The organism is Gryllotalpicola protaetiae (genome assembly GCF_003627055.1).
Classification (GTDB): domain Bacteria; phylum Actinomycetota; class Actinomycetes; order Actinomycetales; family Microbacteriaceae; genus Gryllotalpicola; species Gryllotalpicola protaetiae.
Window position 1 is genome coordinate 3,594,028 of record NZ_CP032624.1, and the last position, 25,658, is coordinate 3,619,685.

Genomic DNA, 25,658 nt, shown 5'->3' on the forward strand with positions numbered 1-25,658 from the left:
CGACCCGTTCGGTTCTACTGACCACCATGTCGCTTACCGGCACAGTGGTGTTCTTCCGAAGACTCCCCGGTGATGGCCGGATCAAAGTCGATGCGGAAAGTCTACCGGTAGACTGTCGCCACATCCCACATTCAGGCACCCTCGACGCGGTGCCGCATATATCCGAACGAGGCCCGAAAATGACTGCTATTCCTGACAAGCCCGCCCTTGAGGGTCTCGAAACCAAGTGGGGTGAGTCCTGGCAGTCCGCCGGGACGTACGCCTTCGACCGCACCGCCGCGCTCGAGGCATCCGACCGCTCTGCGATCTACTCGATCGACACGCCGCCGCCCACCGCGTCCGGCTCGCTGCATATCGGCCACGTCTTCAGCTACACGCACACCGACGTGATCGCGCGCTATCAGCGCATGACGGGCAAGACCGTCTTCTACCCGATCGGGTGGGACGACAACGGGCTGCCGACCGAGCGTCGCGTCCAGAACTACTACGGCGTGCGCTGCGACCCGTCGCTGCCGTACACGCCGGACTTCACCCCGCCGTACGAGGGCGGCGACAACAAGTCGAGCAAGGCCGCCGACCAGGTGCCGGTCTCGCGGCGCAACTTCATCGAGCTGTGCGAACGCCTCACCGAAGAGGACGAGAAGCAGTTCGAGGCGCTGTGGCGCAAGCTCGGCCTCTCGGTCGACTGGGCGCAGACGTACCGCACGATCGGGCCGGAGTCGATCCGCGCCTCGCAGCTCGCGTTCCTGAAGAACGTGGAGCGCGGCGAGGCCTATCAGGACTGGGCGCCCACCCTGTGGGACGTGACCTTCCGCTCCGCCGTCGCACAGGCCGAGCTCGAGGACCGCGACCAGCCGGGCGCCTACCACCGGCTCGCCTTCCACGGCCCCGACGGCGACGTGTTCATCGAGACCACCCGCCCCGAGCTGCTCGCCGCGTGCGTCGCGGTCGTGGCGCACCCCGACGACGAGCGGTTCAAGCCGCTGTTCGGCACGACCGTGCGCACGCCGATCTTCGGTGTCGAGGTGCCCGTCGTGGCGCATCACCTCGCGCAGCCCGACAAGGGCTCCGGCATCGCGATGGTCTGCACCTTCGGCGACATCACCGACGTGACCTGGTGGCGCGAGCTGCAGCTGCCGACGCGCGCGATCATCGGATTCGACGGCCGCATCCTCCCGGACGCGCCCGAGGCGATCACGACCGATGCCGGGCGCGAGGCCTACGCCAAGATCGCCGGCGCGACGGTGTTCACGGCGAAGAAGACCCTCGTGGAGCTGCTCACCGAGTCCGGTGAGCTGATCGGCGACCCCAAGCCCATCCAGCACCCCGTGAAGTTCTTCGAGAAGGGCGACCGCCCGCTCGAGATCGTCTCGACCCGCCAGTGGTACGTGAAGAACGGCGGCAAGGACGGGGGGCTGCGCGCCCGCCTGCTCGAGGCAGGGAAGGGTCTCGACTGGAATCCCGACTTCATGCGCGTCCGCTACGAGAACTGGGTGAACGGCCTCGCCGGCGACTGGCTGATCTCGCGCCAGCGCTTCTTCGGCGTGCCGCTGCCCGTCTGGTACCGCGTCGACGAGAACGGCGAGACGCAGTTCGACCAGGTTGTTCTCCCCGAGGCATCCGCCCTGCCCGTCGACCCGTCATCGGACGCGCCGGCCGGCTTCGACGAGTCGCAGCGCGGGCAGGCGGGCGGATTCGTCGGCGAGGTCGACATCATGGACACCTGGATGACCTCGTCGCTGACCCCGCAGATCGCGGCCGGGTGGGATCGCGACCCCGAGCTGTTCGAGGCGCTCTTCCCGTTCGACCTGCGCCCGCAGGGCCAGGACATCATCCGTACCTGGCTGTTCTCGACGCTGCTGCGCTCGATCCAGCAGCACGACACGCTGCCGTGGCACCACGCCGCGATCTCCGGCTTCATCGTCGACCCCGACCGCAAGAAGATGTCGAAGTCGAAGGGCAACGTGGTCACGCCGGCCGCGATCCTCGACCAGCACGGCTCCGACGCCACGCGCTACTGGGCTGCGTCGAGCCGCCTCGGCGCCGATGCCGCGTTCGACGTGAACAACCCGACGCAGATCAAGATCGGCCGCCGCCTCGCGATCAAGGTGCTGAACGCCGCCAAGTTCGTGCTCGGATTCGAGGCGACGCCTGGCGCCGAGATCACGGCCGAGGTCGACAGGTCGATGCTGCGCGGGCTCGCCAAGGTGGTCGCCGACGCGACCGCGGCCTTCGACAGCTACGACCACGCCCGTGCGCTCGAGACCAGCGAGTCGTTCTTCTGGACGTTCTGCGACGACTACCTCGAGCTCGTCAAGGAGCGCGCGCATGGGGCGGGGGATGCAGCAGGGCAGGCGTCCGCCGTCGCCGCACTGCGCCTCGCGCTCAGTGTGCTGATCCGTCTGTTCGCGCCGGTGATCCCGTTCGCCACCGAGGAGACGTGGAGCTGGTTCAACGAAGGCTCGGTGCACACCGCCACGTGGCCGACGACGGCGGAGCTCGCCGTAGCCGGCGAAGGCCCGTCCGTGCTCGCCGCTGCAAGCGCTGCGCTCGTCGGAATCCGTCGGGCGAAGACCGATGCGAAGGTGTCCCAGAAGACCCCGATCGTGTCGATCACGCTGACGGGAACCGAGGAGCAACTGGCCGCGCTGCGACTCGCGGAAGACGATCTCAAGGCCGTGGGACGCATTTCGGCGGTCACCTACGCCGTCGCCGACGACATCTCGGCGAGGGACGCGGAACTCGGAGATCTGGCCTGATCAGCACAAATCGCGCTATGGTCACCGCAGGAGGGGTGCAATGACCGTTACGATCCGGGAAGCGCGCGACAGCGACTTCTTCCCTTGGCTCAGCCTGTACGAGGGTTATGCCTCTGAGCGCGGAGTCGACCTGACCGAGCAGCGCGCTCTGCAGTTGTGGACCTGGCTCTCAGACCCCGGCCACCCCGAGTCCGCGCTCGTCGCGCTCGACGAATCGGGCGAGGTCGCAGGGTTCGTGCATTTCCACGCGTTCCCGCGCCCGTTGCTCGGCGAGACCGGGTACTTCGTCGACGCGATCCACTCCGGCGACGACTCGGTCGCGCAGGAGCTGTTCGGTGCAGTGCGCGAGGCCGCGGCGGCCCACGGCGCGACCGTGATCCGCTGGACGCAGGCAGACGGTGAGTCACTGCCTGCTGTGTTGACGGATGCCGGCGGCGAAGCGAGCTCGTCGGCGTACTTCGAGCTCCAGACCGCCGCGCAGCCCGCATGATGCGCTGCGTCTTCTGATGAGACTCGGCACTCGCTGGCCCATCGGCGCCGAGGCGCCCGCATCGCTTCCCGATGTGGTCGTCGCCGCGGTGAAGGCCGTGGAAGACGAGCTGGCCGCTGACGGCGTCGACGCCTCAACCTGGCGATGGACGCTGACCTGGCTCGAGCGAAAGCCGGTGGTCGAGCTCGACGACGGCACAGTCGTCCGCTACAACGCCGAGACGGACACCGCCACGATCACCTCCAACGACTTCGAGGTGCGCGCCGAGTGATCGTCAGCGGCGTGGGCCGATGACCTCGAGCAGCTCGCGCTCATAGCCGGCACGGCGGCGTTCGGCCGCGAGCAACGCGCGTTCCCGACGCAGCATCCGCTCGTATCGGGTCGCGCGGGCGCGGCCGAGATGGACGAGAGCGAGGCCGAGCCGCACGAGCAGCCGGTCGAAGGGACTGGTGTGCGCGGCGCGCACCGAGATGGCGGTCATTCCGTCACTTCCTCTCCCCCGATGAGGGCGAAGGCGTTGAACTGGATCTGGACGGGGCGGGTGCCCGGGAGTTGCTTGCCGCGGTAGGGGCCGACGACCTCTTGGAGCAGGTCGTGGTAGCGGCTGATCAGCTCTTCGAGCACCTCGGGCGGCAGGTGCTGATTGCTCAGCGAGAAGTCGTTCACCTCGCTCCAGCGCGCGGGCAGACGATCGCGCGCGTAGCGGACGAAGTCGCGGGCGTTCTGCGACTCGACGTCGATCTGCCTGCGCGACAGGTCTTCGGCGAGCTGGCGGCCTGCCGGGGTGTCGTTCGGGCCGCGATCGGTGATCGTGACCGCGACGGGCACTCTCTCCCACCAGCGCTCGCGGGCCGTTCCGCGCCCCTCGACCTCGCGGACGAGACCGTGCCTGGCGAGCTGGCGCAGGTGATAGCTCGTCGCGCCGCTCGACTCGCCGAGCAGTTCGGCGAGCTGGCTCGCCGTCATGGGGCCGAGTTCGCTGAGCTTGTCGAACAGCTGCACCCGCAGCGGGTGCGACAGCCCCTTCATGGCGGCGACGTCGAGTTCGCGATGCGGAAGATGTGCCATGTTTCCCAGGCTAGAGGTGCAAAGCATCCTTTGCAAGTAAACATTTGCAACGCATTCTTTGCTTGTGTGCGCGGGCGCTCGATAGGGTGGCGATATGTCGGATGCCTCGAACCCGCTCCTCTCGCCCAGCACTCTTGAGTACCGGCTGCCGCCGTTCGCGTTCATCGCCGACGAGCACTACGAGCCGGCCTTCGAGGCGGCCTTCGCCGAGCATCTTGCCGAGATCGAGCAGATCACCGCGAACCCCGACGCACCGACGTTCGAGAACACCCTGGTCGCACTGGAGCGCGCGGGGCGCACGCTGCGCCGCGTGGCCGCTGTGTTCTACAACAAGTCGTCGGCCGACTCGACGGACGCGACCAACGCGCTGGATGAGCGACTCGCACCGCGCATGGCCGCGCACGAGGACGCGATCAACCTCAATGCGGCGCTGTATGCGCGCATCCGGGCCGTGCGCGACGGTCTGGACGCCCGCGACGACCTCACCGCCGAGTCGCGCTACCTCGTCGAGCGCTACTTCACCGACCTCACGCTCGCAGGCGCTGGGCTCGACGAGGAGGCGAAGGCGCAGTTGTCGCAGTTGAACCAGCGCATCTCGGGCCTGCAGGCGAAGTTCGAGAAGCAGCTGCTCGCCGACACCAACGAGCTCGCCGTGGTGTTCGACGACGCGACCGAGCTCGACGGCCTCGGGGACGGCGAGCTGTCGGCCGCCGCCGAGGCGGCGAAAGAGCGCGGGCTGGAGGGGAAGTACCTCGTCACCCTTGTGCTTCCGACCGGGCATCCGTGGCTCTCGTCGCTGAGCCGCACCGACGTGCGCCACCGCATCATGACCGCTTCACGCTCACGTGGTGCGCGCGAAGGCGCCAACGACAACCGGCCGCTCGTGCTCGAGCTCGTCAGCCTGCGCGCGCAGCGTGCCCGACTGCTCGGCTTCGCGAGCCACGCCGACTTCGTCACGGCTGGTCAGACCGCGGGCAGCGCCGCCAATGTGGCGGAGATGCTCGGCACGCTCGCGCCGGCCGCGGGGCGCAATGCGCGCCGCGAGCACGCGTCGCTTGAGGCGACGGCCGGCTCCCCCGTCGGCGCAGCCGACTGGGACTACTGGACCGAGAAAGTGCGGGTCGCCGAGTACGACGTCGACACGACGGCGTTACGACCGTACTTCGAGGCCGAGCGCGTGCTGCACGACGGCGTCTTCTTCGCGGCGACGAAGCTCTACGGCATCACCTTCGCCGAGCGGGCCGACCTCGCGGGCTACCACCCCGATGTGCGCGTCTTCGAGGTGTTCGACGAGGACGGTTCGAAGCTCGGCCTGTTCCTCTACGACCTGTACACGCGCGACTCCAAGCGCGGCGGCGCCTGGATGAACAGCCTCGTCGACCAGTCGGAGTTGCTCGACGAGCCCACCACCGTCGTCGTCAACAACCACAACGTGCCGAAGCCCGCTGCGGGTGAGCCGACCCTGCTCACCTTCGACGAGGTGCACACACTGTTCCACGAGTTCGGGCACGCGCTGCACGGCCTCTTCGGCCACTCCGTCTACCCGCGGTTCTCCGGCACGAGCGTGCACCGCGACTTCGTCGAGTTCCCGTCGCAGGTCAACGAGATGTGGATGCTGTGGCCCGAGGTGCTCGCGAACTACGCCAAGCACCACGAGACGGGCGAGCCGATCCCACAGGACATCGTCGACCGCATCACCGCCTCGGAGACGTTCAACGAAGGATTCTCGACCAGCGAGTACCTCGGGGCGGCGCTGCTCGACCAGGCGTGGCATGTGCTCAGCCCGGAGCAGGCGGAGGCCGTGACAGACGTGGCCGCCTTCGAAGCATCCGCCCTGGCGGCTGTCGGCCTCGACTTCGCGCCCGTTCCGCCGCGCTATCAGAGCTCGTACTTCGCCCACACCTTCTCGGGCGGCTACGACGCCCAGTACTACTCCTACATCTGGAGCGAGGTGCTGGACGCCGACACCGTCGAGTGGTTCAAGGAGAACGGCGGCCTCACCCGCGAGAACGGCTCCCGCTTCCGTGCCCGCCTGCTCGGCGTCGGCGGCACGAAGGACCCGATCGAGGCCTACGTCGACTTCCGTGGCCGCAGGGCCGAGCTCGCCCCGCTGCTGAAGCGCCGCGGCCTCCTCGACTAGCAGCGGCGCCCAGCGCGCAGGGCCGACGCGTCACCTCACGCGCACTTCGACCAGGGCACCATTTCTTGAGCTCTCGCCACCATTGGTGGGGGGCGGGCGCCAATGGTGGCATGGCGCGAAAAATGGTGCCCTCATCGAAATGCGGCGAAGGTATGCCGATGGTCAGCTCTGGAGGTCGACGCGCATCGCGACGACGTCTGGACGCTCGGCCCCGTCGACCGCGGCGAATCCAGCGGCGGCATAGCTGCGGATCGCCGGATGATTGCCGACGATCACGTGCAGACCGACACGTGAAGCGCCCTGCGCCCTGGCCTGATCGAGCGCCGACGCGACCAGCACATGGGCGAGGTCTCGCCCCCGCTGCGCGGGATCCAGGATCACGCGGCTCAGCCAGGCGTCGTCGCCGGTCACCGTGAGTTCGAACTGCCCGACCAACACGTCGTCTTCGACGAGGACCCAGGCAGTGTGGCCCGCCCGGGATTCGGAAGCACTCAGCTGCGCGACGTCGAACGGCCAACGCGGAGCCGGGCCGCCGAACAGGTAGAGCGCCGCAGCATCGGGAATCCAACACACGACCATCGGTCGATCGGCCGCAACGCGGCGCCTGGCGCTGAGGGTCAGGCGGACTTCTCCTCGCGGCGCGAAGCCCGCACGGGGACGATCGTGGGCGCCGCATTGGACTCGACCGATTCGCGCGTGATGACGACCCGCGCGACCTCGTCGGTCGACGGCACCTCGAACATGACCGGGCCGAGCACCTCTTCCATGATGGCGCGCAGACCGCGGGCACCCGTCTGGCGCAGCACGGCAAGATCGGCGATCGACTCGAGGGCGCCCGTCTCGAAAGCCAGCTCGACACCGTCGAGCTCGAACATGCGCTGGTACTGCTTGACGAGCGCGTTCTTCGGAACGGTGAGGATCTGGATGAGCGCCTCGCGGTCGAGCGGCGTCACCGTCGTCACGACGGGCAGGCGACCGATGAACTCGGGGATCAGGCCGAACTTGTGCAGGTCTTCCGGGAGGACCTCACTGAACAGATTGAGGTCGTCGCCCTTGACATGCAGCGGAGCGCCGAAACCGATGCCCTTCTTGCCCGCGCGGGCCGAGATGATCTCTTCCAGCCCGGCGAAAGCGCCGGCGACGATGAACAGCACGTTCGTCGTGTCGATCTGGATGAACTCCTGGTGCGGATGCTTGCGGCCGCCCTGCGGCGGGACCGAGGCGACGGTACCCTCGAGGATCTTAAGCAGCGCCTGCTGCACGCCCTCGCCGGAGACATCGCGTGTGATCGACGGGTTCTCGGCTTTGCGCGCGATCTTGTCGACCTCGTCGATGTAGATGATGCCGGTCTCTGCCCGCTTGACGTCGTAGTCGGCCGCCTGGATCAGCTTCAGCAGGATGTTCTCGACGTCTTCGCCGACATAGCCCGCCTCGGTCAGGGCCGTCGCATCGGCCACCGCGAACGGCACGTTCAGCCGCTTGGCGAGCGTCTGCGCGAGGTAGGTCTTGCCGCACCCCGTCGGACCGATCAGAAGGATGTTCGACTTCGCGATCTCGATCTCGTCGGCCTTGACGTCGGCTGGGCCGATCGCGTTGCGGGCGCGCACCCGCTTGTAGTGGTTGTAGACGGCGACCGCCAGCGCCTTCTTCGCCGCGTCTTGGCCGATCACGTACTCCTCGAGGAAGGAGTAGATCTCTTTCGGCTTAGGAAGCTCGAACTCGCCCGAGCTTCCCGCCTCGGCATCCGCCATGCGCTCTTCGATGATCTCGTTGCACAGTTCGACGCATTCGTCGCAGATGTACACGCCGGGGCCGGCGATCAACTGCACGACCTGCTTCTGGCTCTTGCCGCAGAACGAGCACTTGAGCAGATCGGCGCTCTCTCCGATGCGTGCCATTCCATCTCCTGTCGAAAGCACAGCCCCGTCGCGGGTGGCGGGGTGCCTGGGTTGAGCCTAACGCGAGGGGCCGACATCGGCAGGTATCTGCGCGATGTCGGCCCCTGAGTGTTACCCGTCGGTCCTGACTACTTGGCCAGGGCGGCCTGAATCGTCTTGCGGCTCGTCAGCACCTGGTCGATGAGGCCGTACTCCAGGGCCTCGGCCGCCGACAGGATCTTGTCGCGGTCGATGTCCTTGTTGACCTCTTCCTGGGTGCGGTTCGAGTGCCTCGCCAGCGTCTCCTCCAGCCAGGTGCGCATGCGCATGATCTCGTTCGCCTGGATCTCGATGTCGGAGGCCTGACCTCGACCGGCCTCGCCGACGGCGGGCTGGTGGATCAGGATGCGCGCGTTCGGCAGCGCGAGGCGCTTGCCCGGCGTGCCCGCGGCGGTCAGGACCGCGGCGGCCGACGCGGCCTGGCCGAGCACGACCGTCTGGATCTGCGGGCGGATGTACTGCATCGTGTCGTAGATCGCCGTCATCGCCGTGAACGAGCCACCAGGCGAGTTGATGTACATCACGATGTCGCGGTCGGGATCCTGGCTCTCGAGCACCAGCAGCTGCGCCATGATGTCGTCGGCGCTCGCGTCGTCGACCTGGACGCCCAGGAAGATGATGCGGTCCTCGAACAGCTTCGCGTAGGGGTCCTGGCGCTTGTAGCCGTACGCCGTGCGCTCTTCGAAGCTCGGCAGGATGTAGCGCGAGCTCGGCATCTGCAGCCCGGTGCCGCCTGCCATGAAAGTGGGGGTCTCCATCAGTCAGTTCCTCGTCTCTGCTTCTCGCCTACGCCTGAGGGTCCGTGCCGCCGCCGCCGGACACGTCGACCGCGCTCTCGCGGATGTGGTCCACGAAGCCGTACGCGAGCGCCTCCTCGGCGTTGAACCAGTGGTCGCGGTCGCCGTCGGCGGTGACCTGCTCGACCGACTTCCCGGTCTGAGCGGCGGTGATCTCGGCCAGCCGCTTCTTCATGTCCATGATCAGCGCGGCCTGGGTCTGGATGTCGCTCGCGGTGCCGCCGAAGCCGCCGTGCGGCTGGTGCAGCAGCACGCGCGCGTTCGGCGTGATGTACCGCTTGCCCTTGGTGCCCGCGGTGAGCAGCAGCTGGCCCATCGACGCGGCCATGCCGATGCCGACGGTCACGATGTCGTTGGGGACGAACTGCATGGTGTCGTAGATCGCCATGCCGGCCGTGATCGAGCCACCGGGCGAGTTGATGTAGAGGTAGATGTCCTTCTTGGGGTCCTCGGCGGCGAGGAGGAGGAGCTTCGCGGCGATCTCGTTGGCGTTGTCGTCCCGCACCTCTTCGCCGAGCCAGACGATCCGGTCCTTCAGCAGTCGATCGAAAACACTGTTGGGCAGTGTCGCTTCGGCCATGTGTGATGCTCCGTTTCAGTGAGTAGCTGCATCGAATCTATCGGGGGGCAACGCACGGGACCGGGACTGTTCGCCCACGGCGCATGTGCGTGGCGCTCAGACGGTGCAGTGTCGATTAACGACAACGGATGCCGGGGCACGTGGCGCCCGGCATCCGTATCGCGTACTCGCCTACTCCTCCTCGGAGGCGGCCTTCTTCTTGCTCTTCTTCGCCGGCCTGTTCGCCTCGGCGATGGCCTCGGCTGCGCTCTCGACGGCCTCTTCCTCGGTCGGCTGCGGCTCGGCCTCGAGGATGATGTCGGAGTCGTCCTCGGGGTTGTCGACGACCGCGAACTCGCTCAGGTCGACCGGGTTGCCGGCCTCGTCCGTGACGACGGCCTTGCCGAGGACGAGCGAGATCGCCTTGCTGCGGGCGACCTCGCCGACCATCTGCGGGATCTGGCCGTTGTCGGCCAGGACCTTGATGAACTCGTTCGGGTCCATGCCGTACTGGGCGGAGGCCTGCACGAGGTACGACGTGAGCTCGTTCTGGCTGACCGTGACCTTCTCGGACTCGGCGATCTCGTCGAAGAGGATCTGCGTGCGCAGGGCCTTCTCGCTCGCCTCCTTCACCTCGGCGCGGTGCACGTCGTCTTCGAGGCGGCTCTCGGCCTCGAGGTGGCGGTGCACCTCGTCTTCGATGACGCCCTCAGGGACTGGGATCTCGGCCTGCTCGAGGAGCAGGTCGACGAGCTTGGTGCGCGCCTCGTTGCCCTGGGCGAAGGCCTTCGACTTCGCAGCCTCGGACTTGAGGCCCTCGCGCAGCTCGGCGATGGTGTCGTACTCGCTCGAGATCTGAGCGAAGTCGTCGTCGGCCTCGGGCAGCTCGCGCTCCTTGACGGAGTTGACGGTGACCGAGATCTCGGCCTCCTCGCCCTCGTGGTCGCCACCGAGCAGGTTCGACGTGAAGGTCGTGTCCTCGCCGGCCGTGAGCGACTCGAGCGCGTCATCGAGGCCGTCGAGCAGATCGCCGGAGCCGAGCTCGTAGGAGATGTTCTCGGCGCTGTCGACGACCTCGTCGCCGATCTTCGCCTCGAGGTCGATCTGCACGAAGTCGCCGGACTTCGCGGGGCGGTCGACGGTCACGAGCGTGCCGAAGCGGCTGCGCAGGCGGTGGAGCTCCTCCTCCACGTCGGCGTCCGTGATCTCGGACGTCTCGACGGTGACGGCGACCTTGTCGTAGTCCGGCACGCTGATCGCGGGGCGGACGTCGACCTCGAAGGTGACGACGAGGTCGCCCGCGAAGGTGTTCACGTCGGGCACGGTCACGACGTCGGCCTCCGGGCGGCCGAGGGGGCGCACCTTGGTCTCGGTGACGGCCTCGCGGTAGGCGCCGTCGAGCGAGTCATTGATCGCGTGCTCGAGGACGGCTCCCTTGCCGACCCGGGTGTCGATGATCGCGGGGGGCACCTTGCCCTTGCGGAAGCCGGGGATGGTGACGTCGGCCGCGATGTGCTCGTAGGCGTGGGTGATGCTGGGCTTCAGCTGCTCCGGCGAGACCGTGGTGGTGAGCTTGACGCGCGTCGGGCTCAGCTGTTCGACAGTGGTGGGCACTGGTGGTTCTCCTAGATGGTGGACGTTCAAGCGGCAGTGGTCGGGGCGACAGGATTCGAACCTGCGACTTCCCGCCCCCAAAGCGGGCGCTCTAGCCAAGCTGAGCTACGCCCCGGATGCATGCGATCCGCACGGTTGTACCGCGAGGGGGCGACGGGAATCGAACCCGCGTAATCAGTTTGGAAGACTGAGGCTCTACCATTGAGCTACACCCCCGGAAGGTGTTCTTCGCCGCCGGAAGGCAGCCTGTCAAGCATACGGCATGGGCGTAGCCGGGCTACGCTCGCCCCCGTGAAGTACGCCATCGCAGCGTTGCGATTCGCCGTCAGCGCGCTCATGCTCGCCGCCCTGAGCACCTCGTTCGTCAACGACGCGCGCCGCGGCGTCTCGGTGTGGCCGTGGGACTGGTTCGGCTACTTCACCAACCAGAACAATCTGGCTGCCGGATTCGTGCTGACCTTCGCCGGCATCGCGCTGCTGCGCGGCCGCCGCGTGCGGTGGATCGAGTATGCGCGCGCCGCCGTCACCACCTACATCTTCATCGTCGGGACGGTGTTCTGGACCTTGCTCGCCGCGGTGACGCCGGTCCCCATCCCGTGGACGAACGACGTCGTGCACGCCGTCGTTCCCGCCTACTGCCTGCTCGACTGGCTGCTCGTCGGCGATCGCGCGCCGCTGCGCCTCTCCAGGCTCTGGGTGATCTACGCGTACGCGGTCGCGTGGCTCTCGGTCACGCTGATCCGCGGCGCGAGCGACGGCTGGGTGCCGTACCCGTTCATGGACCCGGCGACCGGCTACGGCAGTGTCGCCGTCTACTGCGGCGCGATCGTCGTCATCGCGACCGTGGTCGCGCTGCTGTTCTGGGCGGCGAGCAGGCTGCCGGGCATCCTGCTGCGCCGCTCAGCGGATCGCGTCGTAGCTGAACCGGCCGGCGACCATCGTCGCGACGACCGGCTGGCTGCGTAGCTCCGCCACCTCGGCGCCCAGCGGGTCCGCGCCCAGCACGACGAGATCGGCGGGCTGGCCGACGGCGATCGATGAGCGAACGGATGCCTGCACCGCCTGCTGCACCGTCACGCATTGCTCTGCGTGCCAGGCCGCGCGGTCACCGCGGGTGCGGAAGACGGCGGACGCGATCGCGAGCCACGGGTCGAGCGGCGCAACGGGGGCGTCGGAGCCGAAGGCGAGCGTTGCCCCGCTCTCGAGCAGGCTGCGCAGGGGGAACGCGCGCCGCGAGCGCGCGCCCCAGTACCGCTCGGCGACATCGCGGTCGTCCATCGCGTGCTCGGGCTGCACGCTCGCGGTGACGCCGAGCTCGGCGAAGCGCGACAGGTCCTCCGGGTGGACGAGCTGCGCGTGCTCGACCGAGCCGCGTGCTCCGGCGAGAGCGAACGCGTCGAGGGCGTGCGAGACGGCTCGGTCGCCGATCGCGTGCACCGCCGCCTGCAGGTCGGCGCGCACCGCTTGGCGCAGCAGCTCGATGAGCTCGTCGGGCGGCACCGTGAGCAGCCCGCGCTCGTCAGCGCCGACGTCGCTTGCGTATGGCTCGCGCAGGTACGCGGTGCGTGTGTTGAGCGAGCCGTCGGTGATCACCTTGAGCGGGCCGAGGGTGAGCAGGCCGCTCGCGTCGAGCTGCGCTCCCCCGCCGAGACCGAGCGCGAGCACGTCGGCGAGCCGCTCCGGGTAGAACGCGGCCTCGACCCGCAGCTCGTCGAACCCGGCGGCGAAGCGGCGGCGCCACGCGTCGGGGGCGAAGCCCAGCTCGAAGTCGACGATTCCGACGACGCCGCGGGCCGCGGCCGCCTCGGCCGCCTCGTGGGCCCAGCCGTCGACAGTCGCCTCCGGTACGTCGTCAAGGGCGTCGATCACGGCGAACGCGTCCTGCTCGCGCAGCACCCCGCTCGGGTGCTCGTAGAAGCCGTGCGCCTTGAGCGCGGCCGAGTTCAGCCACACCGTGTGCAGGTCGGCGCTCACGGCGACGACGCGACGCTCCGGGTCCGCGTCGTCCCCCAGCGCCTCGTCGAGCAGCGCGAAGTGCGGCGCGTCGGGCCACAGGGCGTCGCGGAAGCCGACCCCGACGAGGTCGCCGTCGGGGTGCGTCTCGGCGTGCGCGGCGAGCACGGCCGCGGCATCCGCCGCGGAACCCGCGTCGCCGAGCTGAACCCGCCTGGCGGACTGCGCCCACTGCGCGAAATGCGTGTGCCGGTCCCACAGGCCGGGGATCAGCACGTGGCCGTCGAGCTCGACGTGCTCGCCCACCGTCGGCAGCTCGCCGGCCGGCGTGACCGCGGTGATGGTCCCGCCCGACACGGTGACGTCGACGATGCGGCCGTCGATGAGTCGCGCGCCGCTGAACGTCAATGTCATCGGATGCCTCACTTCTGGTCGGTCGGGCACCAGTAGAGCTTGCGGTTCGCCAGCTCGGTCATCGCGATCGGCGTGCCGCACACCCGGCACGGCTCGCCGGCGCGGTGGTAGACCCAGTGGCGATCATCGCGCTTCGCCATCGCGCGGCGATAGGCCTCGCCGGTCAAGCCGTCCATCGTCATCATCTGGCCGGTGCGCACGCCGATGTCGAGCAGGTGAACCCAGTCGCGCCAGAGTGCCCTCGCGGTCTCCTCGGGCACTTTCTTTCCCGGGGTGAACGGGTCGAGGCGCGCGCGGAACAGCATCTCCGCGCGGTAGACGTTGCCGATGCCGCTCACGACCGACTGGTCCATGAGCAGCTGGCCGACCGGCTGGTTCGACTTGCGGATGCCGGCGACGACCCGGTCTTCGGCGGCCTGCGAGTCGTCGTTCAGCGGGTCGGGGCCGAGCCGGTCGATCACCTGCTGCACCTCGAACGCCGTGATCGCCTCGCACGCGGTCGGCCCGCGCAGATCGGCGCAGGCGGTATCGGTGAGCAGGCGCACGCGCACCGCGCCGACGGGCGGCGGGGGGAAGTCGAAGTCCGCGTCGTCGTTCTCCTTCTCGGACTCTGCCATGTGCAGCCGAGCCTTGCGCGGGGCGCCGATGGACCGCACCGAGTCTTCGCCCGCGGCGTCGTCGAGGTAGTCGCGGTCGGTCTCGAGCTCGGTGTCGTCGGGAAGGTCAGTGCCGCGCTGGTTCGTCCGGCCCATCCGGCCGCCTGCGGACCTGATCGTGGCATCCGTCGTGATCTCGCCTGCGAAATCCCATGCGCCGTACAGGCCGAGGTGAACGCGCAGCCAGAGGCCGTTGTCGAACTCGAGGAACATCTGCTTGCCGACAGCGGTCGCGCGCGACATGGTGGCTCCGTCGAGCATCTTCGCCCCGGCGGCGAAGCGGCCCTGCGGGCTCGAGACGGCTACCCGGTGCCCGACGAAGTTGCGGGCGAACTGCCGGGCGATGCGGTGGACGGAGTGACCCTCAGGCATCGAACGACACCGGCATCAGTGATCGACGCCCTTGCCGGCGATGTCGCCGGTCGCCTCGTACTCGGCGAGTTGCGCGATACGGCGCGCGTGGCGCTCCTCCCCGCTGAACGGCTCGGCGACGAACAGATCGATGAAGCGGATCGCCTCGTCTTCGGTGTGCTGGCGCGCGCCGATGGAGATCACGTTCGCGTCGTTGTGCTGGCGGGCGAGCAGCGCCGTCGACTCGTTCCAGACGAGCGCCGCGCGAATGCCCTTCACCTTGTTCGCGGCGATCTGCTCGCCGTTCCCCGAGCCGCCGAAGACGACACCGAGCGCGTGCACACCCGCCTGCTGGTCGACGATCACGGCATGTGCGGCGTTGATGCAGAAGGCGGGGTAGTCGTCGAGCGCGTCGTACGCCGTGGGGCCGTGGTCGACGACCTCGTGACCCTGTTCGCGCAGGTGCGCTTGGATCTTCTGGCTGAGGTCGAGTCCGGCGTGGTCCGTGGCGATGTGGATGCGCATGCTGACCAGAATATCGGCGTCAGACGGCGTCGAGGATGCCCATGGCGAGCACCCTGCGCAGCACCGGGCGCGTCGCCGCGAGGCCGGCCCAGACGAGCCCGATGCCGAGCGCGAGGCACCCCGCGACGATCGCGAGGCCGAGCGGCTGCAGCAGCAGCGTGTACCCCGTGAGCGGGAACAGGACCAGGGCGGCCGCGACGGCGGAGCCGATCGTGACGACGAGCAGCGGTGCGAGCACGGCCCTGCGACGAGCGGCGTCCATCACGGCGGCCGGCATCCCGATGCGGTCGAGGCTCACGTACAGCGCCCGGCGGTCGAGGATGCCTGCAGCTTGGTTCACGCCGATCGCGCAGGCGACCATCGCGAACGACATGGCGAGCGTGAGCACGACACCGGTGCGGATGTCGGCGGCAAGCAGCCGCGTCGCGGCGTCCTCGTTGCCGATCGTCTGCGTGAAGGCCACCCCGATGCCGGTGAAGACCCCGACGAAGCTCACCATCGAGAGCGCGCCGACCTGGCGCCACGCGGCCTTCGTGTCGTCGAGCACGGTGCGCGCAGCGATCAGCCGTGCGGGCGAGTTCGCGCGCTTCAGCCAGCGCTGGGCGAACAGTCGCAGCACGAACGGCCCCACGAGACCGAGCACCGCGAGCACCGCCGCGAAGCCGCCGAGCAGGACCGCGATCACCAGGACCAGACCCCCGATCGACGCGAGTGCGTTGAGCGAGCTCGAGACCGCGACCGCGGCGACGAGCACCCCGACAGCCACCAGCGCACGGATCCACTTCGCCTGCGCGCTGACGGCGCGGGTGCGCACGCCTAGCGGGGTGAGCAGGACGCCGCGCAGGCCGACGGCGGCACTCACCGCGCTGAGCAGCCCGACCGCGCCGATGACTGCGAAGAACACCCAGACGGGCGGCCAGATGGCGCCGCCCAGCGCTCTGCCGTCGAAGTGCAGCAGCCCGAACAGCGGCAGCGCCACGAGTGAGACGACGGCGCCGACGACAGCACCGAGAAGGGCGATGGCGGTGGATTCCAGCACGGTCAGCGCGGAGACCAGGCCGCTGGACGCGCCCAACAGCCTGAGGCTCGAGAGCCGTTCGTCACGGCGTCGAGCGGCCAGCCGTGCGGCCGCGCCGCCGAGCGACGCGAGCGGGACGACGAGCAGGACGAGCGCGAGCAGGGCGAGCATGCGGTACGTGACTGCGGTCTCGCCGCCGAAGGTGAAGAAGGCGGACACACCGCCCGCGACCACGGTGGTGCACAGCGTCACGACGGCGAAGGCGGTCGCAGGCAGAACGACCGTGGCCGCGTCGCCTCCCGCGCGCCGCGCGAACAGGCGGGCGATGGTGAGGAGCCTCACGACGTCTCCCCCGCCCGTGCCGCCGCCTCGACGCCAGTGCTCTCGACCATCATGCCGTCGGCCATGTGCAGGGTGCGGTCGCAGCGGGCCGCGACTCCGGCGTCGTGCGTGACGACGACGAGCGCTCGCCCCGACCCGACCGTCGAGGCGAGCAGCGCCGCCATGACCTCTGCCGAGGTCACGGAGTCGAGGGCGCCGGTCGGCTCATCGGCGAAGACCACCTCGGGCTGCGCGGCCTGGGCCCGAGCGATCGCGACGCGCTGCTGCTGGCCACCGGAGAGCTCGCCGATGCGCGACTGCGCTTTGTCGCCGATGCCGAGGAGGTCGAGCAGGCGGGCGGCCTCGAACTCGGCATCCGCCCGCGCAGTGCCGAGGAGCAGCAGGGGAAGCGCCACGTTCTCGGCCGCCGTGAGCTCCGGAAGCAGCAGGCCCTGCTGGAACACGAAGCCGAACGCCGTGCGGCGCAGCTCGCTGCGGCGGCGGTCGGAGAGGGCGGCGACGTCGACGGTGGTGCCCAGGCGATGCAGCAGCACCTGCCCGGCGTCCGGCGTCTCGATGCCGGCGACGCTGTGCAGCAGCGTGGTCTTTCCGCTGCCCGACGGGCCCATGATGGCGACGGATTCGCCGGCCGAGACGGTGAGGTCGACGCCGCGCAGTGCACGGGTGGGTCCGAAGTCCTTGAAAAGGCTGCGGGCCTCGATGAGGGTCTGCATGCTCTCCATGGTTCCGGCGACGGACACTGCGCACATCGCCCGCGAGGCGGGTCTTGGCGCAGGCATCCGTCGTACCTGAGACCGAGGTCAGTGTGTACTGGCGTGCCGGTCCCCGCCCGGCACGCACGCGGAGTCGCCGTACACGCCGCCGACTCCGCTAGTCGAACTGCGGTCCCCTGGTGCGCGTGCGCTTGAGCTCGAAGAAGCCGTCGTAGGACGCGGCCGCGACGATGCCGTCCCACAGCGTCAGCGCCTGCTCGCCGCGCGGCGTCGGCGAGATCACGGGTCCGAAGAATGCGGTGCCGTTCACCGCGATGATCGGGGTGCCGACCTCCTGCCCGACTCGCTCGATGCCGTCGTCATGGCTCGCGCGCAGCTCGGCGTCGTACTCGTCACTGTCGGCGTAGCGGGCGTAGTCGGCGGGAAGCCCCACCTCGGCGAGCGCGTCGGCGATCACCGCGTCGGCGTCCTTCGAGCCGCCCGGGTGGATGCGGGTGCCGAGAGCGTCATAGAGCGGCTTGACGGATGCCTGGCCCTCGCGCTGCTCGACGGCGGCCACCAGCCGGGCATAGCGCATCAGGCGTGGGAAATTCGCGCGGTAGCTGTCTGAGACGTCCTTGTCCTCGTTCAGGATCGCGAGGCTCATGATGTGCCACGTCACGTCGAGGTCACGCGCCGTGCTCACCTCGTCGACCCAGCGCGAAGTCATCCACGCCCAGGGGCACGAGGGGTCGAACCAGAAATCCACCGCGGTGCGCGCAACGTCAGTCATGCCTCTGTTCTAGTCCGTAGGGTTGTTCCTATGCCTGGAGAGAACCTCACGCGAATCGAGGCCGCCGAACGAAAGGCGGTCGTTCAGACCCACTCCTACGAGGTCAAGCTCGACCTCACGACCGGTCCCGAGGTGTTCCGCAGCGAGACGAAGGTGACGTTCTCGGCGACCCCGGGCGCCTCGACCTTCATCGACTTCATCACCAAGACCGTGCACTCGGTCAAGCTCAACGGCGCCGAGCTCGACGTCGCAGCTGTGAGCGACGGCGTCCGCATCCAGCTGCCCGGGCTGCAGGCGTCGAACACGCTCGTCGTGATCGCCGACGCGCTCTACACGAACACCGGCGAGGGCCTGCACCGCTTCGTCGACCCCGTCGACGGCGAGGTGTACCTCTACTCGCAGTTCGAGGTGCCCGACTCGCGGCGCGTGTTCGCCGTCTTCGAGCAGCCCGACCTCAAGGCGAGCTTCCAGTTCACGGTCACGACGCCCTCAGACTGGACCGTCATCAGCAACTCCCCCACCCCCGAGCCGATCTTCTCGGGCCCCATCGACGGCGAGTCACTCAAGGACTCGGTGACTTACGTCTTCGACCCGACGCCGGTGCTCTCGTCGTACATCACGGCGATCATCGCCGGACCGTATCGGGGTGAGACGAGCGAGCTCACCTCGGCAGACGGCCGCACCATTCCCCTCGGCGTCTACGCCCGCAAATCGCTGGTTCCCTACCTCGACGCCGACTACATCTTCGAGAAGACCCGGCAGGGCTTCGCGTTCTATGAGGCGAAGTTCGGCTACCCGTACCCGTTCGCGAAGTACGACCAGGTCTTCGTTCCCGAGTTCAACGCCGGCGCGATGGAGAACGCGGGGGCGGTCACGCACACCGAGGCATACGTCTTCCGCTCGAAGGTGACGGATGCCGTGCGCGAGCGCCGCGTCGTCACGATCCTGCACGAGCTCGCCCACATGTGGTTCGGCGACCTCGTCACCATGAAGTGGTGGAACGACCTCTGGCTCAACGAGTCGTTCGCCGAGTACGCGTCGACGCTCGCCACCGCAGAGGCGACCGAGTGGGCCGAGGCGTGGGCGACCTTCGCCTCGACCGAGAAGTCGTGGGCGTACAACCAGGACCAGCTGCCCTCCACGCACCCGATCGTCGCCGACATCCGCGACCTCGAAGACGTGCAGGTCAACTTCGACGGCATCACCTACGCCAAGGGCGCGTCCGTGCTGAAGCAGCTCGTCGCATGGGTCGGCCAGGGCGCCTTCCTTGCCGGCGTGCACGAGTACTTCGTGAAGCACGAGTACTCGAACACCGAGCTCGTCGACCTGCTCTCCGAGCTCGAGAAGACGAGCGGCCGCGACCTCGCCGACTGGTCGCAGAAGTGGCTCGAGACCGCGGGCGTCAACACGCTGCGGCCCGAGTTCTCCGTGGACGCCGACGGCAGGTTCTCGTCGTTCGCGGTGCTGCAGTCCGCGGCACCCGACTACCCCACCATCCGCCCGCACCGCCTCGCGATCGGGTTCTACACGCTCACCGACGACACCCTGTCGCGCACGCACCGCGTCGAGCTCGATGTGGACGGCGAGCGCACCGAGGTCGCCGAGCTGGTCGGCCTCGCGCAGCCCGACCTGATTCTGCTCAACGACGACGACCTCGCCTACGCGAAGATCCGCCTCGACGAGCGCTCGCTGCAGACCGTGATCGCCCACCTCGGCAAGATCGACAGCGAGCTCGCGCGCTCGATCGTCTGGGGGGCCGTGTGGGATGCCACGCGCGACGCCGAGGCGAAGGCGAGCGACTTCGTGCAGCTCGTGCTGAACAACGTCGGCGCCGAGACGGGTTCGACGACCATGCGCACCGCTCTGAACCAGCTCGTCCTCTCGGTCGGCGCCTACGTCGCCCCCGCCAAGCAGGAGGCGCAGGGCGTCGCGGCCGCCGACGGCGTCTGGAACCTCGCCCAGCAGGCAGAGCCGGGCAGCGACGCACAGTTCCAGTTCGTGAAGGTCTTCGCGCAGCTCGCCCGCACCGACGCGCAACTGGCGATCGTGGCAGGCCTGCGCGACGGATCGGTGACGCTGCCCGGGCTCGAGGTCGACACCGACCTCGGCTGGGAGCTGCTGCAGTCGCTCGTCGTCGGCGGCAAGGCCGGCTCCGACGAGATCGACGCGGCGCTGGCCGGCGACAACACGGCGAGCGGCAACCAGGCCGCGGCCCACGCCCGCGCGGCGCTGCCGACGCCTGAGGGGAAGGCGGCCGCCTGGGCATCCGTCGTCGAGCAGGAGGGCGCACCCAACCTGATCGTCCGCGCCACGGGCGCCGGCTTCCAGCGTGCGCACGACACCGCGTTGCTCAAGCCGTACATCGCGAAGTACTTCGACAGCCTGCGCACCATCTGGGACACGCGCAGCTACGCGATCGCGGCCGGCCTCATCAACGGGCTGTACCCGTTCACGCTCGCCAGCCAGGAGCTTGCGGACGCGACCCGCGAGTGGGTCGACGCGAACCCCGAGCCCGCCGCGCTGCGCCGCCTCGTGGTCGAGAACCTCGCCCGCGTCGAGCGCGCGCTCAAGGTACAGGCGGCCGACGCATAGCGCGCAGTAGTACCCAGGTCTGAGGCATCCGTCTCTCGAAACGGGCCCCGCGGCTGATGACCGCCGGGGCCCGTCTTCAATACGGTGGGCCCATGATCGAAATCCAGCACCTCTCGAAGAGGTACGGTCCCAAGCTTGCGGTGGACGACGTCACGTTCACCGTCCGACCAGGAATCGTCACCGGCTTCCTCGGTCCGAACGGCGCGGGCAAGTCGACCACCATGCGCATGATCATGGGGCTCGACCGCCCGACCAGCGGCACCGTCACCATCAACGGCGCGCCGTACACGTCCCTGCACGACCCGCTGCGGCAGGTCGGCGCGTTGCTCGAGGCGAAGGCCGTGCACACCGGCCGCAGCGCCTTCAACCACCTGCTCGCGCTGTCGGCCACCCACGGAATCCCGAAGAGCCGCGTCGACGAGGTCATCCACATGACCGGCCTCGAGTCGGTCGCGAAGAGGCGCGTCGGCGGCTTCTCCCTCGGCATGGGCCAACGCCTCGGCATCGCGGTCGCGCTGCTCGGCGACCCGCAGACGCTCATCCTCGACGAGCCGGTCAACGGTCTCGACCCCGAGGGGGTGCTCTGGGTGCGCCAGCTCACCCGCTACCTCGCCTCGCAGGGGCGCACGGTGTTCCTCTCCAGCCACCTCATGAGCGAGATGGCGCAGACCGCAGACCACGTCGTCGTCCTCGGCCGCGGCAAGGTGCTGGCGGACGCCCCGATCACCGACATCCTCTCGGGCGCCTCCGGGCAGCGCGTCACCGTGCGCACGCCCACCCCGGACCTGCTGATCGGCGCGATCGCGTCACCCGACGTGAACGTGCAGCAGTCCCCCGACGGCTCGCTGTCGGTCAACGGCATCGCAGCCCAGCAGATCGGCGAGGCCGCAGCGCGCGCCGGAGTCGTGCTGCACGAGCTCACGCCCGTCACGGCCAGTCTCGAGCAGGCCTACCTCGAACTCACCCAGGACGAAGTCGAATACCACTCGGAGGTGGCCCAGTGACCACGGCAACCGCGCCGACGCAGAGCAACGCGCTCGCCGGCCTTTCAGGCATCCGCCTGAGCTTCCCTCGGCTGGTCCGCAGCGAATGGATCAAGCTGCGCAGCATTCGCTCGACGGTATGGTGCTTCGCGATCCTGTTCGTTCTGAACATCGGGTTCCCGATCCTGATCGCCTCCGTCGGGAACTTCGGCGGCGCGACCAACCCGCACCTCTCCGGCGACTCCGCCGGCACGATCGCGGTGACGGTGACCACCCTCGGAGTGAACTTCACCTCCCTGGTGGTGGCCGTGCTCGGCGTGCTGATCATCTCGGGCGAGTACGCCACGGGCATGGTCCGCGGCACCTTCACGGCCGACCCCCGGCGCACCGGCGCGTTCCTCGCCAAGGCGCTCGTGCTCGCGATCGCGACGTTCGTCGTCAGTGCGGCATCCACCTGGATCGCCGCCCTCGCGATCCACCCGATCCTCGCGAACAAGAACATCGACTTCAGCCTCGGGGACTCGAAGATCTTCCTGCCGATCCTCGGCTCGAGCGTCTACGCCGTGCTGATCGCCCTCCTCGCGTTCGGCATCGGCAGCCTGGTGCGGGCGACCGCCGCGGGCGTCGCCATCACGCTCGGCGTGCTGCTCGTGGCACCGCTCATCCTCAACATCCTGACCGCCCTGCTGAGCGGCACCCACTGGCCCGCCGACGTGAACACGTTCCTTCCGGCCAGTGCGGGAAGCCAGCTGTTCGCGTATGCGAGCGACACGTCTGCCGCCGCGACCAACGGGCCGGCGGCCGCACAGGGCGGCGCCACCGCGAGCACGATCACGCTGAACGGCTGGCAGGGCTTCGGAATCCTCGGCGGCGAGGTCCTCGCCGTCGGAATCGCGGCCTACATCCTGCTCAAGCGCCGGGACGCGTGAGCTCGGTCGAACCACAGGACGACCTCCGGCTGCCTCGCCAGCCGGGGGTCGTTCGGCGGTTCTGGGCGCGACACGAGCGGCTCGCCGACTGGCTCATCGCGCTGTTCTGGGGCCTTCCCGCGACACTCATCACGCTGGCGACCCTGGTCAGGTCGACCGAGGGCACGGCGCATGCCTGGTGGCCGCTGACCGCGACCCTGATCGTCGCGGCATCCTGCATCGGCTTCTTCGTCAGGCGCACGCGGCCGATCCTCGCCTTCGCCATCCTGTGCGCCGCTCTGATCCCCGCGCCGTTCACCGACGCGAGCCCCGAGCAGGTGCTGCCGGTCGTCGGCGTGTACAGCCTTGCCGTGTACCGCTCGAACGCCGCCGCGTGGATCGGCGCGGCAGCCGTCGAGGGCGTCTCGACGCTGTACGTCTGGCTCATCTCCCCGCTCGGCACGAACCAGACGCTGGCGCACAGTCCTGCGCAGTGGTTCCCGGTCTACGGCATCGAGCTGCTCGTCGCGCTCGCCATCGGCATCACCGTGGGCAACCGCCGCCGCTACCTCGACGCGCTCATCGACCGCGCCCACCAGCTCGCCCGGGAACGCGACCAGCAAGCACTGCTCGCGGCCGTCGCCGAGCGCGCCCGCATCGCGCGCGACATGCACGACGTCGTCTCGCACTCCCTGACCGTCATGGTCACGCTGGCCGAGGGGTCGGCCGCAGCAGCCGAGACGGACCCCTCGCGGGCCGCCGCCGCGATGAGGCAGGTCGCCGACACGGGCCGCGAGGCCCTCGCCGGCATGCGTCAGATGCTCGGCGTGCTCGGCAGCGAGAGCGAGGCGGCGACGCTCGCGCCGCAGCCGACCGTGGCGGACATCCCGCGCCTCATCGAGCGATTCCGCGACCTCGGGCTGCCGGTGACTCTGAGCAGCGCCGGCGATGTGCCGGCGGAGCCTGCCCTGCAGCTCGCGGTGTACCGCATCGTGCAGGAAGGCCTCACGAACGCGCTGCGCTACTCCCACGGCCCGACGCGGGTCGACGTGCTGATCGACGCCGACGGCGACCCGCTCGCGGTCGTCGTCGATGACGACGGGCTGCCGGGCATGCCGACCGTGTCGGTGGGCGCCGGGCGGGGGCTGCTCGGCCTCACCGAACGCGTGTCGACCCTCGGCGGTACCCTCGCCTCTGGGCACCACGACAGCGGCGCCGGCTGGCGCCTCGCGGCCGCCCTGCCCCGGAATCCGGCACACCCCGCAGAGGAGACAGCGTGACCCGCGTCGCGATCGCCGACGACCAGGCCCTTGTCCGCATGGGCTTCCGCATGGTGCTCGAGGCCCAGCCCGACATCGAGGTCGTGGGCGAGGCGTCCGACGGAGCCGACGCTGTGGCGCTCGCCCGCCGCGCCCGCCCCGATGTGGTGCTGATGGATGTGCGGATGCCGGGCAGCGACGGCATCGCCGCGACCGCCGCCATCGCGGCCGAACTGCCGGAAACCCGCGTGCTCGTGCTCACGACCTTCGACCTCGACGAGTACGCCTTCGGCGCGCTGCGGGCGGGTGCGAGCGGATTCCTGCTCAAAGACGCCCGCCCGGATGAACTGCTCGCCGCGATCCGGGCAGTCGCCGCCGGCGACGCAGCCGTCTCGCCGCGCATCACCAGGCGCATGATCGAGCTGTTCGGCGCGCAGCTGCCGGGCGAAGGCGGCACGTCCGATGCCGCGGCGGCGCTCACGCCGCGCGAGCGCGAGATCCTCGTGGCGATCGGCAGGGGCCTGTCGAACACCGAGATCGCCACGGAGCTGTTCCTCACGGAATCCACGGTCAAGACGCATGTCGGTCGTGTTCTCGCGAAACTCGCGCTGCGCGACCGGGTGCACGCCGTGATCTTCGCCTATGAGCACGGTCTCGCCCAGGGACCGGGGCCCCGCTCTTCGTAGACTGGGGCGACCATGCTGAGTGCCACTCCCGTAGACAACGCAAGCAACGACTTCTGGGCCAGCCTGAACGACTTCTTCCAGACACCGCTCGGCACGGTCATCCTGCGAGGCGGCTCGGCGATCCTCATCGTGATCGGCGCGATCGTCGCCTCGTGGATCCTGCGCATCGCGATCCGCCGCATCGTGCACCGCATCGTCAGTTCGGTGAAGAAGGCGCAGGGCGTCGAGACGACCCAGGCGCTGAGCGTCTCGCCCGTCGCCACCGTGCGCGTCGTGCAGCGCACCAGAACGCTCGGCTCCGTTCTCAGCAACATCGCCAACGTGATCATCTCCATCGTTGCCGTGCTGCTCGTGCTGCAGGTGCTCGCGCCCGGCGTCCTCGCGTCGTTCGCGATCCTCTCCGCCGCGATCGGCGCCGGCCTCGGCTTCGGCGCACAGAACGTGATCGGCGACATCTTCAACGGTCTGCTCATGGTCATGGAGGACCAGATCGGCGTCGGCGACATCGTCGAGGCCGGCATGGTGAGCCTGGCGACCGACGGGGTGGTCGAAGCCGTCGGCATCCGCACCACCCAGATCCGCGACGTGAACGGCACCCTCTGGTACGTGCGCAACGGCCAGATCCTGCGGGTCGGGAACATGTCACAGGGATGGAGCCGGGTGATCGTCGACGTCGCGGTCGGCTATGAGAACGATGTGGATGCCGTGCAGGAGCAGCTCCTCAAGACCGCCGAGGCCATGGCGCGGGAGCCCAAATGGCGGCCGCGCATCATGGAGAAGCCCGAGGTGTGGGGCATCCAGTCGATCTCCACCGACATGATCGTGCTGCGCATCGCGGTAAAGACGCGGTCGACCGCGCGCGACGACGTCGCCCACGAGCTCAACGCGCGCGTGTTCGACGCTGCGCGCGAGATCGGCGTCACCGTGCCGTCGCTCACCAACCCGATTCTGAGCGGCTTCGAGAACGTCTCGTCGGTCAACGGCGCCCACCCGCCGCGCACGCGCCCGCTGCCGACCGTGCAGGCCGAGCCGGTCAAACCCAAGCGCCGCACCGTGCGCCGCAAGCCCAACGACGCCGGCCCGCCCGACGTCAACCCGTCGGAGGAGGACCTGTGACCGATC

24 protein-coding genes and 2 tRNA genes are annotated in these 25,658 nt (G+C 69.1%); 11 read left to right on the top strand and 15 right to left on the bottom strand.

Going from position 1 to position 25,658, the window contains the following annotated elements:
* Positions 1–179 precede the first annotated feature (179 nt).
* Genes valS through D7I44_RS17525 form a run of 3 tightly spaced genes read left to right on the top strand, consistent with a single transcriptional unit; the run spans position 180 to position 3,520 of the window.
* Positions 180–2,759: a valine--tRNA ligase gene (valS, locus tag D7I44_RS17515; protein ID WP_120790661.1), complete on the top strand. Its 2,580-nt coding sequence runs from the start codon at positions 180–182 to the stop codon at positions 2,757–2,759.
* Positions 2,760–2,799: 40 nt separating this feature from the next.
* A complete protein-coding gene (locus D7I44_RS17520) occupies positions 2,800–3,249 on the top strand; it encodes a GNAT family N-acetyltransferase (protein ID WP_120790662.1) in 450 nt (149 codons plus the stop codon).
* 16 nt (positions 3,250–3,265) lie between these two features.
* Entirely contained in the window at positions 3,266–3,520 is a 255-nt protein-coding gene (locus tag D7I44_RS17525) for a hypothetical protein (protein ID WP_120790663.1), read from the top strand.
* A gap of 3 nt (positions 3,521–3,523) precedes the next feature.
* On the opposite strand, the gene D7I44_RS17530 is transcribed toward D7I44_RS17525, so the two are convergent.
* Positions 3,524–3,730, bottom strand: a complete 207-nt coding sequence (locus D7I44_RS17530) for a hypothetical protein (RefSeq protein WP_120790664.1) — start codon at positions 3,728–3,730, stop codon at positions 3,524–3,526.
* Positions 3,727–4,317, bottom strand: a complete 591-nt coding sequence (locus D7I44_RS17535) for an ArsR/SmtB family transcription factor (protein WP_245979804.1) — start codon at positions 4,315–4,317, stop codon at positions 3,727–3,729. The genes D7I44_RS17530 and D7I44_RS17535 overlap by 4 nt, the downstream gene beginning before the upstream one ends.
* Positions 4,318–4,411: 94 nt before the next feature.
* Here D7I44_RS17535 and D7I44_RS17540 point away from each other — a divergent pair, with 94 nt between their 5' ends.
* Positions 4,412–6,457: a M3 family metallopeptidase gene (locus tag D7I44_RS17540; RefSeq protein ID WP_120790666.1), complete on the top strand. Its 2,046-nt coding sequence runs from the start codon at positions 4,412–4,414 to the stop codon at positions 6,455–6,457.
* Positions 6,458–6,619: 162 nt separating this feature from the next.
* Here D7I44_RS17540 and D7I44_RS17545 read toward each other — a convergent pair whose 3' ends face one another.
* The 7 genes from D7I44_RS17545 to D7I44_RS17575 form a co-directional block, all read right to left on the bottom strand.
* Complete coding sequence (locus tag D7I44_RS17545) at positions 6,620–7,036, bottom strand: GNAT family N-acetyltransferase (RefSeq protein WP_120790667.1); 417 nt, start codon at positions 7,034–7,036, stop codon at positions 6,620–6,622.
* Positions 7,037–7,074: 38 nt separating this feature from the next.
* Entirely contained in the window at positions 7,075–8,355 is a 1,281-nt protein-coding gene (gene clpX / locus D7I44_RS17550) for an ATP-dependent Clp protease ATP-binding subunit ClpX (protein WP_120790668.1), read from the bottom strand.
* Between the two features lie 128 nt (positions 8,356–8,483).
* Positions 8,484–9,152, bottom strand: coding sequence for an ATP-dependent Clp protease proteolytic subunit (locus D7I44_RS17555; protein WP_120790669.1), 669 nt, complete (start codon positions 9,150–9,152; stop codon positions 8,484–8,486).
* Between the two features lie 28 nt (positions 9,153–9,180).
* Positions 9,181–9,771: an ATP-dependent Clp protease proteolytic subunit gene (locus D7I44_RS17560; RefSeq protein WP_120790670.1), complete on the bottom strand. Its 591-nt coding sequence runs from the start codon at positions 9,769–9,771 to the stop codon at positions 9,181–9,183.
* Positions 9,772–9,942: 171 nt separating this feature from the next.
* Positions 9,943–11,364 (bottom strand): trigger factor, encoded by a 1,422-nt coding sequence (gene tig / locus D7I44_RS17565; protein ID WP_162940352.1) that lies wholly within the window; start codon positions 11,362–11,364, stop codon positions 9,943–9,945.
* A 37-nt stretch (positions 11,365–11,401) separates the two neighbouring features.
* Positions 11,402–11,479: transfer RNA gene (locus D7I44_RS17570), tRNA-Pro, on the bottom strand.
* Positions 11,480–11,509: 30 nt separating this feature from the next.
* A tRNA-Gly gene (locus D7I44_RS17575) sits at positions 11,510–11,580 on the bottom strand.
* 75 nt (positions 11,581–11,655) lie between these two features.
* Here D7I44_RS17575 and D7I44_RS17580 point away from each other — a divergent pair.
* Entirely contained in the window at positions 11,656–12,330 is a 675-nt protein-coding gene (locus tag D7I44_RS17580) for a Pr6Pr family membrane protein (RefSeq protein ID WP_120790672.1), read from the top strand.
* Here the strand turns inward: D7I44_RS17580 and D7I44_RS17585 are convergent.
* From D7I44_RS17585 to D7I44_RS17610, 6 genes are all read right to left on the bottom strand, one after another.
* A complete protein-coding gene (locus D7I44_RS17585) occupies positions 12,265–13,731 on the bottom strand; it encodes an amidohydrolase (RefSeq protein ID WP_120790673.1) in 1,467 nt (488 codons plus the stop codon). The two genes, D7I44_RS17580 and D7I44_RS17585, sit on opposite strands and share 66 nt — an antisense overlap.
* 8 nt (positions 13,732–13,739) lie before the next feature.
* Positions 13,740–14,759, bottom strand: a complete 1,020-nt coding sequence (locus D7I44_RS17590; RefSeq protein ID WP_120790674.1) for an Fpg/Nei family DNA glycosylase — start codon at positions 14,757–14,759, stop codon at positions 13,740–13,742.
* Positions 14,760–14,774: 15 nt separating this feature from the next.
* A complete protein-coding gene (locus tag D7I44_RS17595; RefSeq protein ID WP_120790675.1) occupies positions 14,775–15,263 on the bottom strand; it encodes a ribose-5-phosphate isomerase in 489 nt (162 codons plus the stop codon).
* A 19-nt stretch (positions 15,264–15,282) separates the two neighbouring features.
* Positions 15,283–16,623 carry an FtsX-like permease family protein gene (locus D7I44_RS17600; RefSeq protein WP_120790676.1) on the bottom strand — a complete coding sequence of 447 codons (1,341 nt, stop codon included), beginning with the start codon at positions 16,621–16,623 and terminating at the stop codon, positions 15,283–15,285.
* Positions 16,620–17,336 carry an ABC transporter ATP-binding protein gene (locus D7I44_RS17605; protein WP_120791050.1) on the bottom strand — a complete coding sequence of 239 codons (717 nt, stop codon included), beginning with the start codon at positions 17,334–17,336 and terminating at the stop codon, positions 16,620–16,622. The genes D7I44_RS17600 and D7I44_RS17605 overlap by 4 nt, the downstream gene beginning before the upstream one ends.
* A 157-nt stretch (positions 17,337–17,493) precedes the next feature.
* A complete protein-coding gene (locus D7I44_RS17610; protein WP_120790677.1) occupies positions 17,494–18,108 on the bottom strand; it encodes a mycothiol-dependent nitroreductase Rv2466c family protein in 615 nt (204 codons plus the stop codon).
* Between the two features lie 30 nt (positions 18,109–18,138).
* Here D7I44_RS17610 and pepN point away from each other — a divergent pair, with 30 nt between their 5' ends.
* From pepN to D7I44_RS17640, 6 genes are all read left to right on the top strand, one after another.
* Positions 18,139–20,700 carry an aminopeptidase N gene (pepN, locus tag D7I44_RS17615; RefSeq protein ID WP_120790678.1) on the top strand — a complete coding sequence of 854 codons (2,562 nt, stop codon included), beginning with the start codon at positions 18,139–18,141 and terminating at the stop codon, positions 20,698–20,700.
* Between the two features lie 92 nt (positions 20,701–20,792).
* Positions 20,793–21,704: an ABC transporter ATP-binding protein gene (locus D7I44_RS17620; RefSeq protein ID WP_120790679.1), complete on the top strand. Its 912-nt coding sequence runs from the start codon at positions 20,793–20,795 to the stop codon at positions 21,702–21,704.
* Positions 21,701–22,612 (top strand): ABC transporter permease, encoded by a 912-nt coding sequence (locus tag D7I44_RS17625; RefSeq protein ID WP_245979805.1) that lies wholly within the window; start codon positions 21,701–21,703, stop codon positions 22,610–22,612. Before D7I44_RS17620 ends, D7I44_RS17625 begins: the two co-directional genes overlap by 4 nt.
* Positions 22,609–23,871 (top strand): sensor histidine kinase, encoded by a 1,263-nt coding sequence (locus D7I44_RS17630; protein WP_120790680.1) that lies wholly within the window; start codon positions 22,609–22,611, stop codon positions 23,869–23,871. The genes D7I44_RS17625 and D7I44_RS17630 overlap by 4 nt, the downstream gene beginning before the upstream one ends.
* 38 nt (positions 23,872–23,909) lie before the next feature.
* The gene (locus tag D7I44_RS17635) at positions 23,910–24,536 is read left to right on the top strand and encodes a response regulator (protein ID WP_120791052.1); all 627 of its coding nucleotides are present in this window, start codon (positions 23,910–23,912) and stop codon (positions 24,534–24,536) included.
* A gap of 12 nt (positions 24,537–24,548) precedes the next feature.
* Positions 24,549–25,652, top strand: coding sequence for a mechanosensitive ion channel family protein (locus D7I44_RS17640; RefSeq protein WP_120790681.1), 1,104 nt, complete (start codon positions 24,549–24,551; stop codon positions 25,650–25,652).
* Positions 25,653–25,658 lie beyond the last annotated feature (6 nt).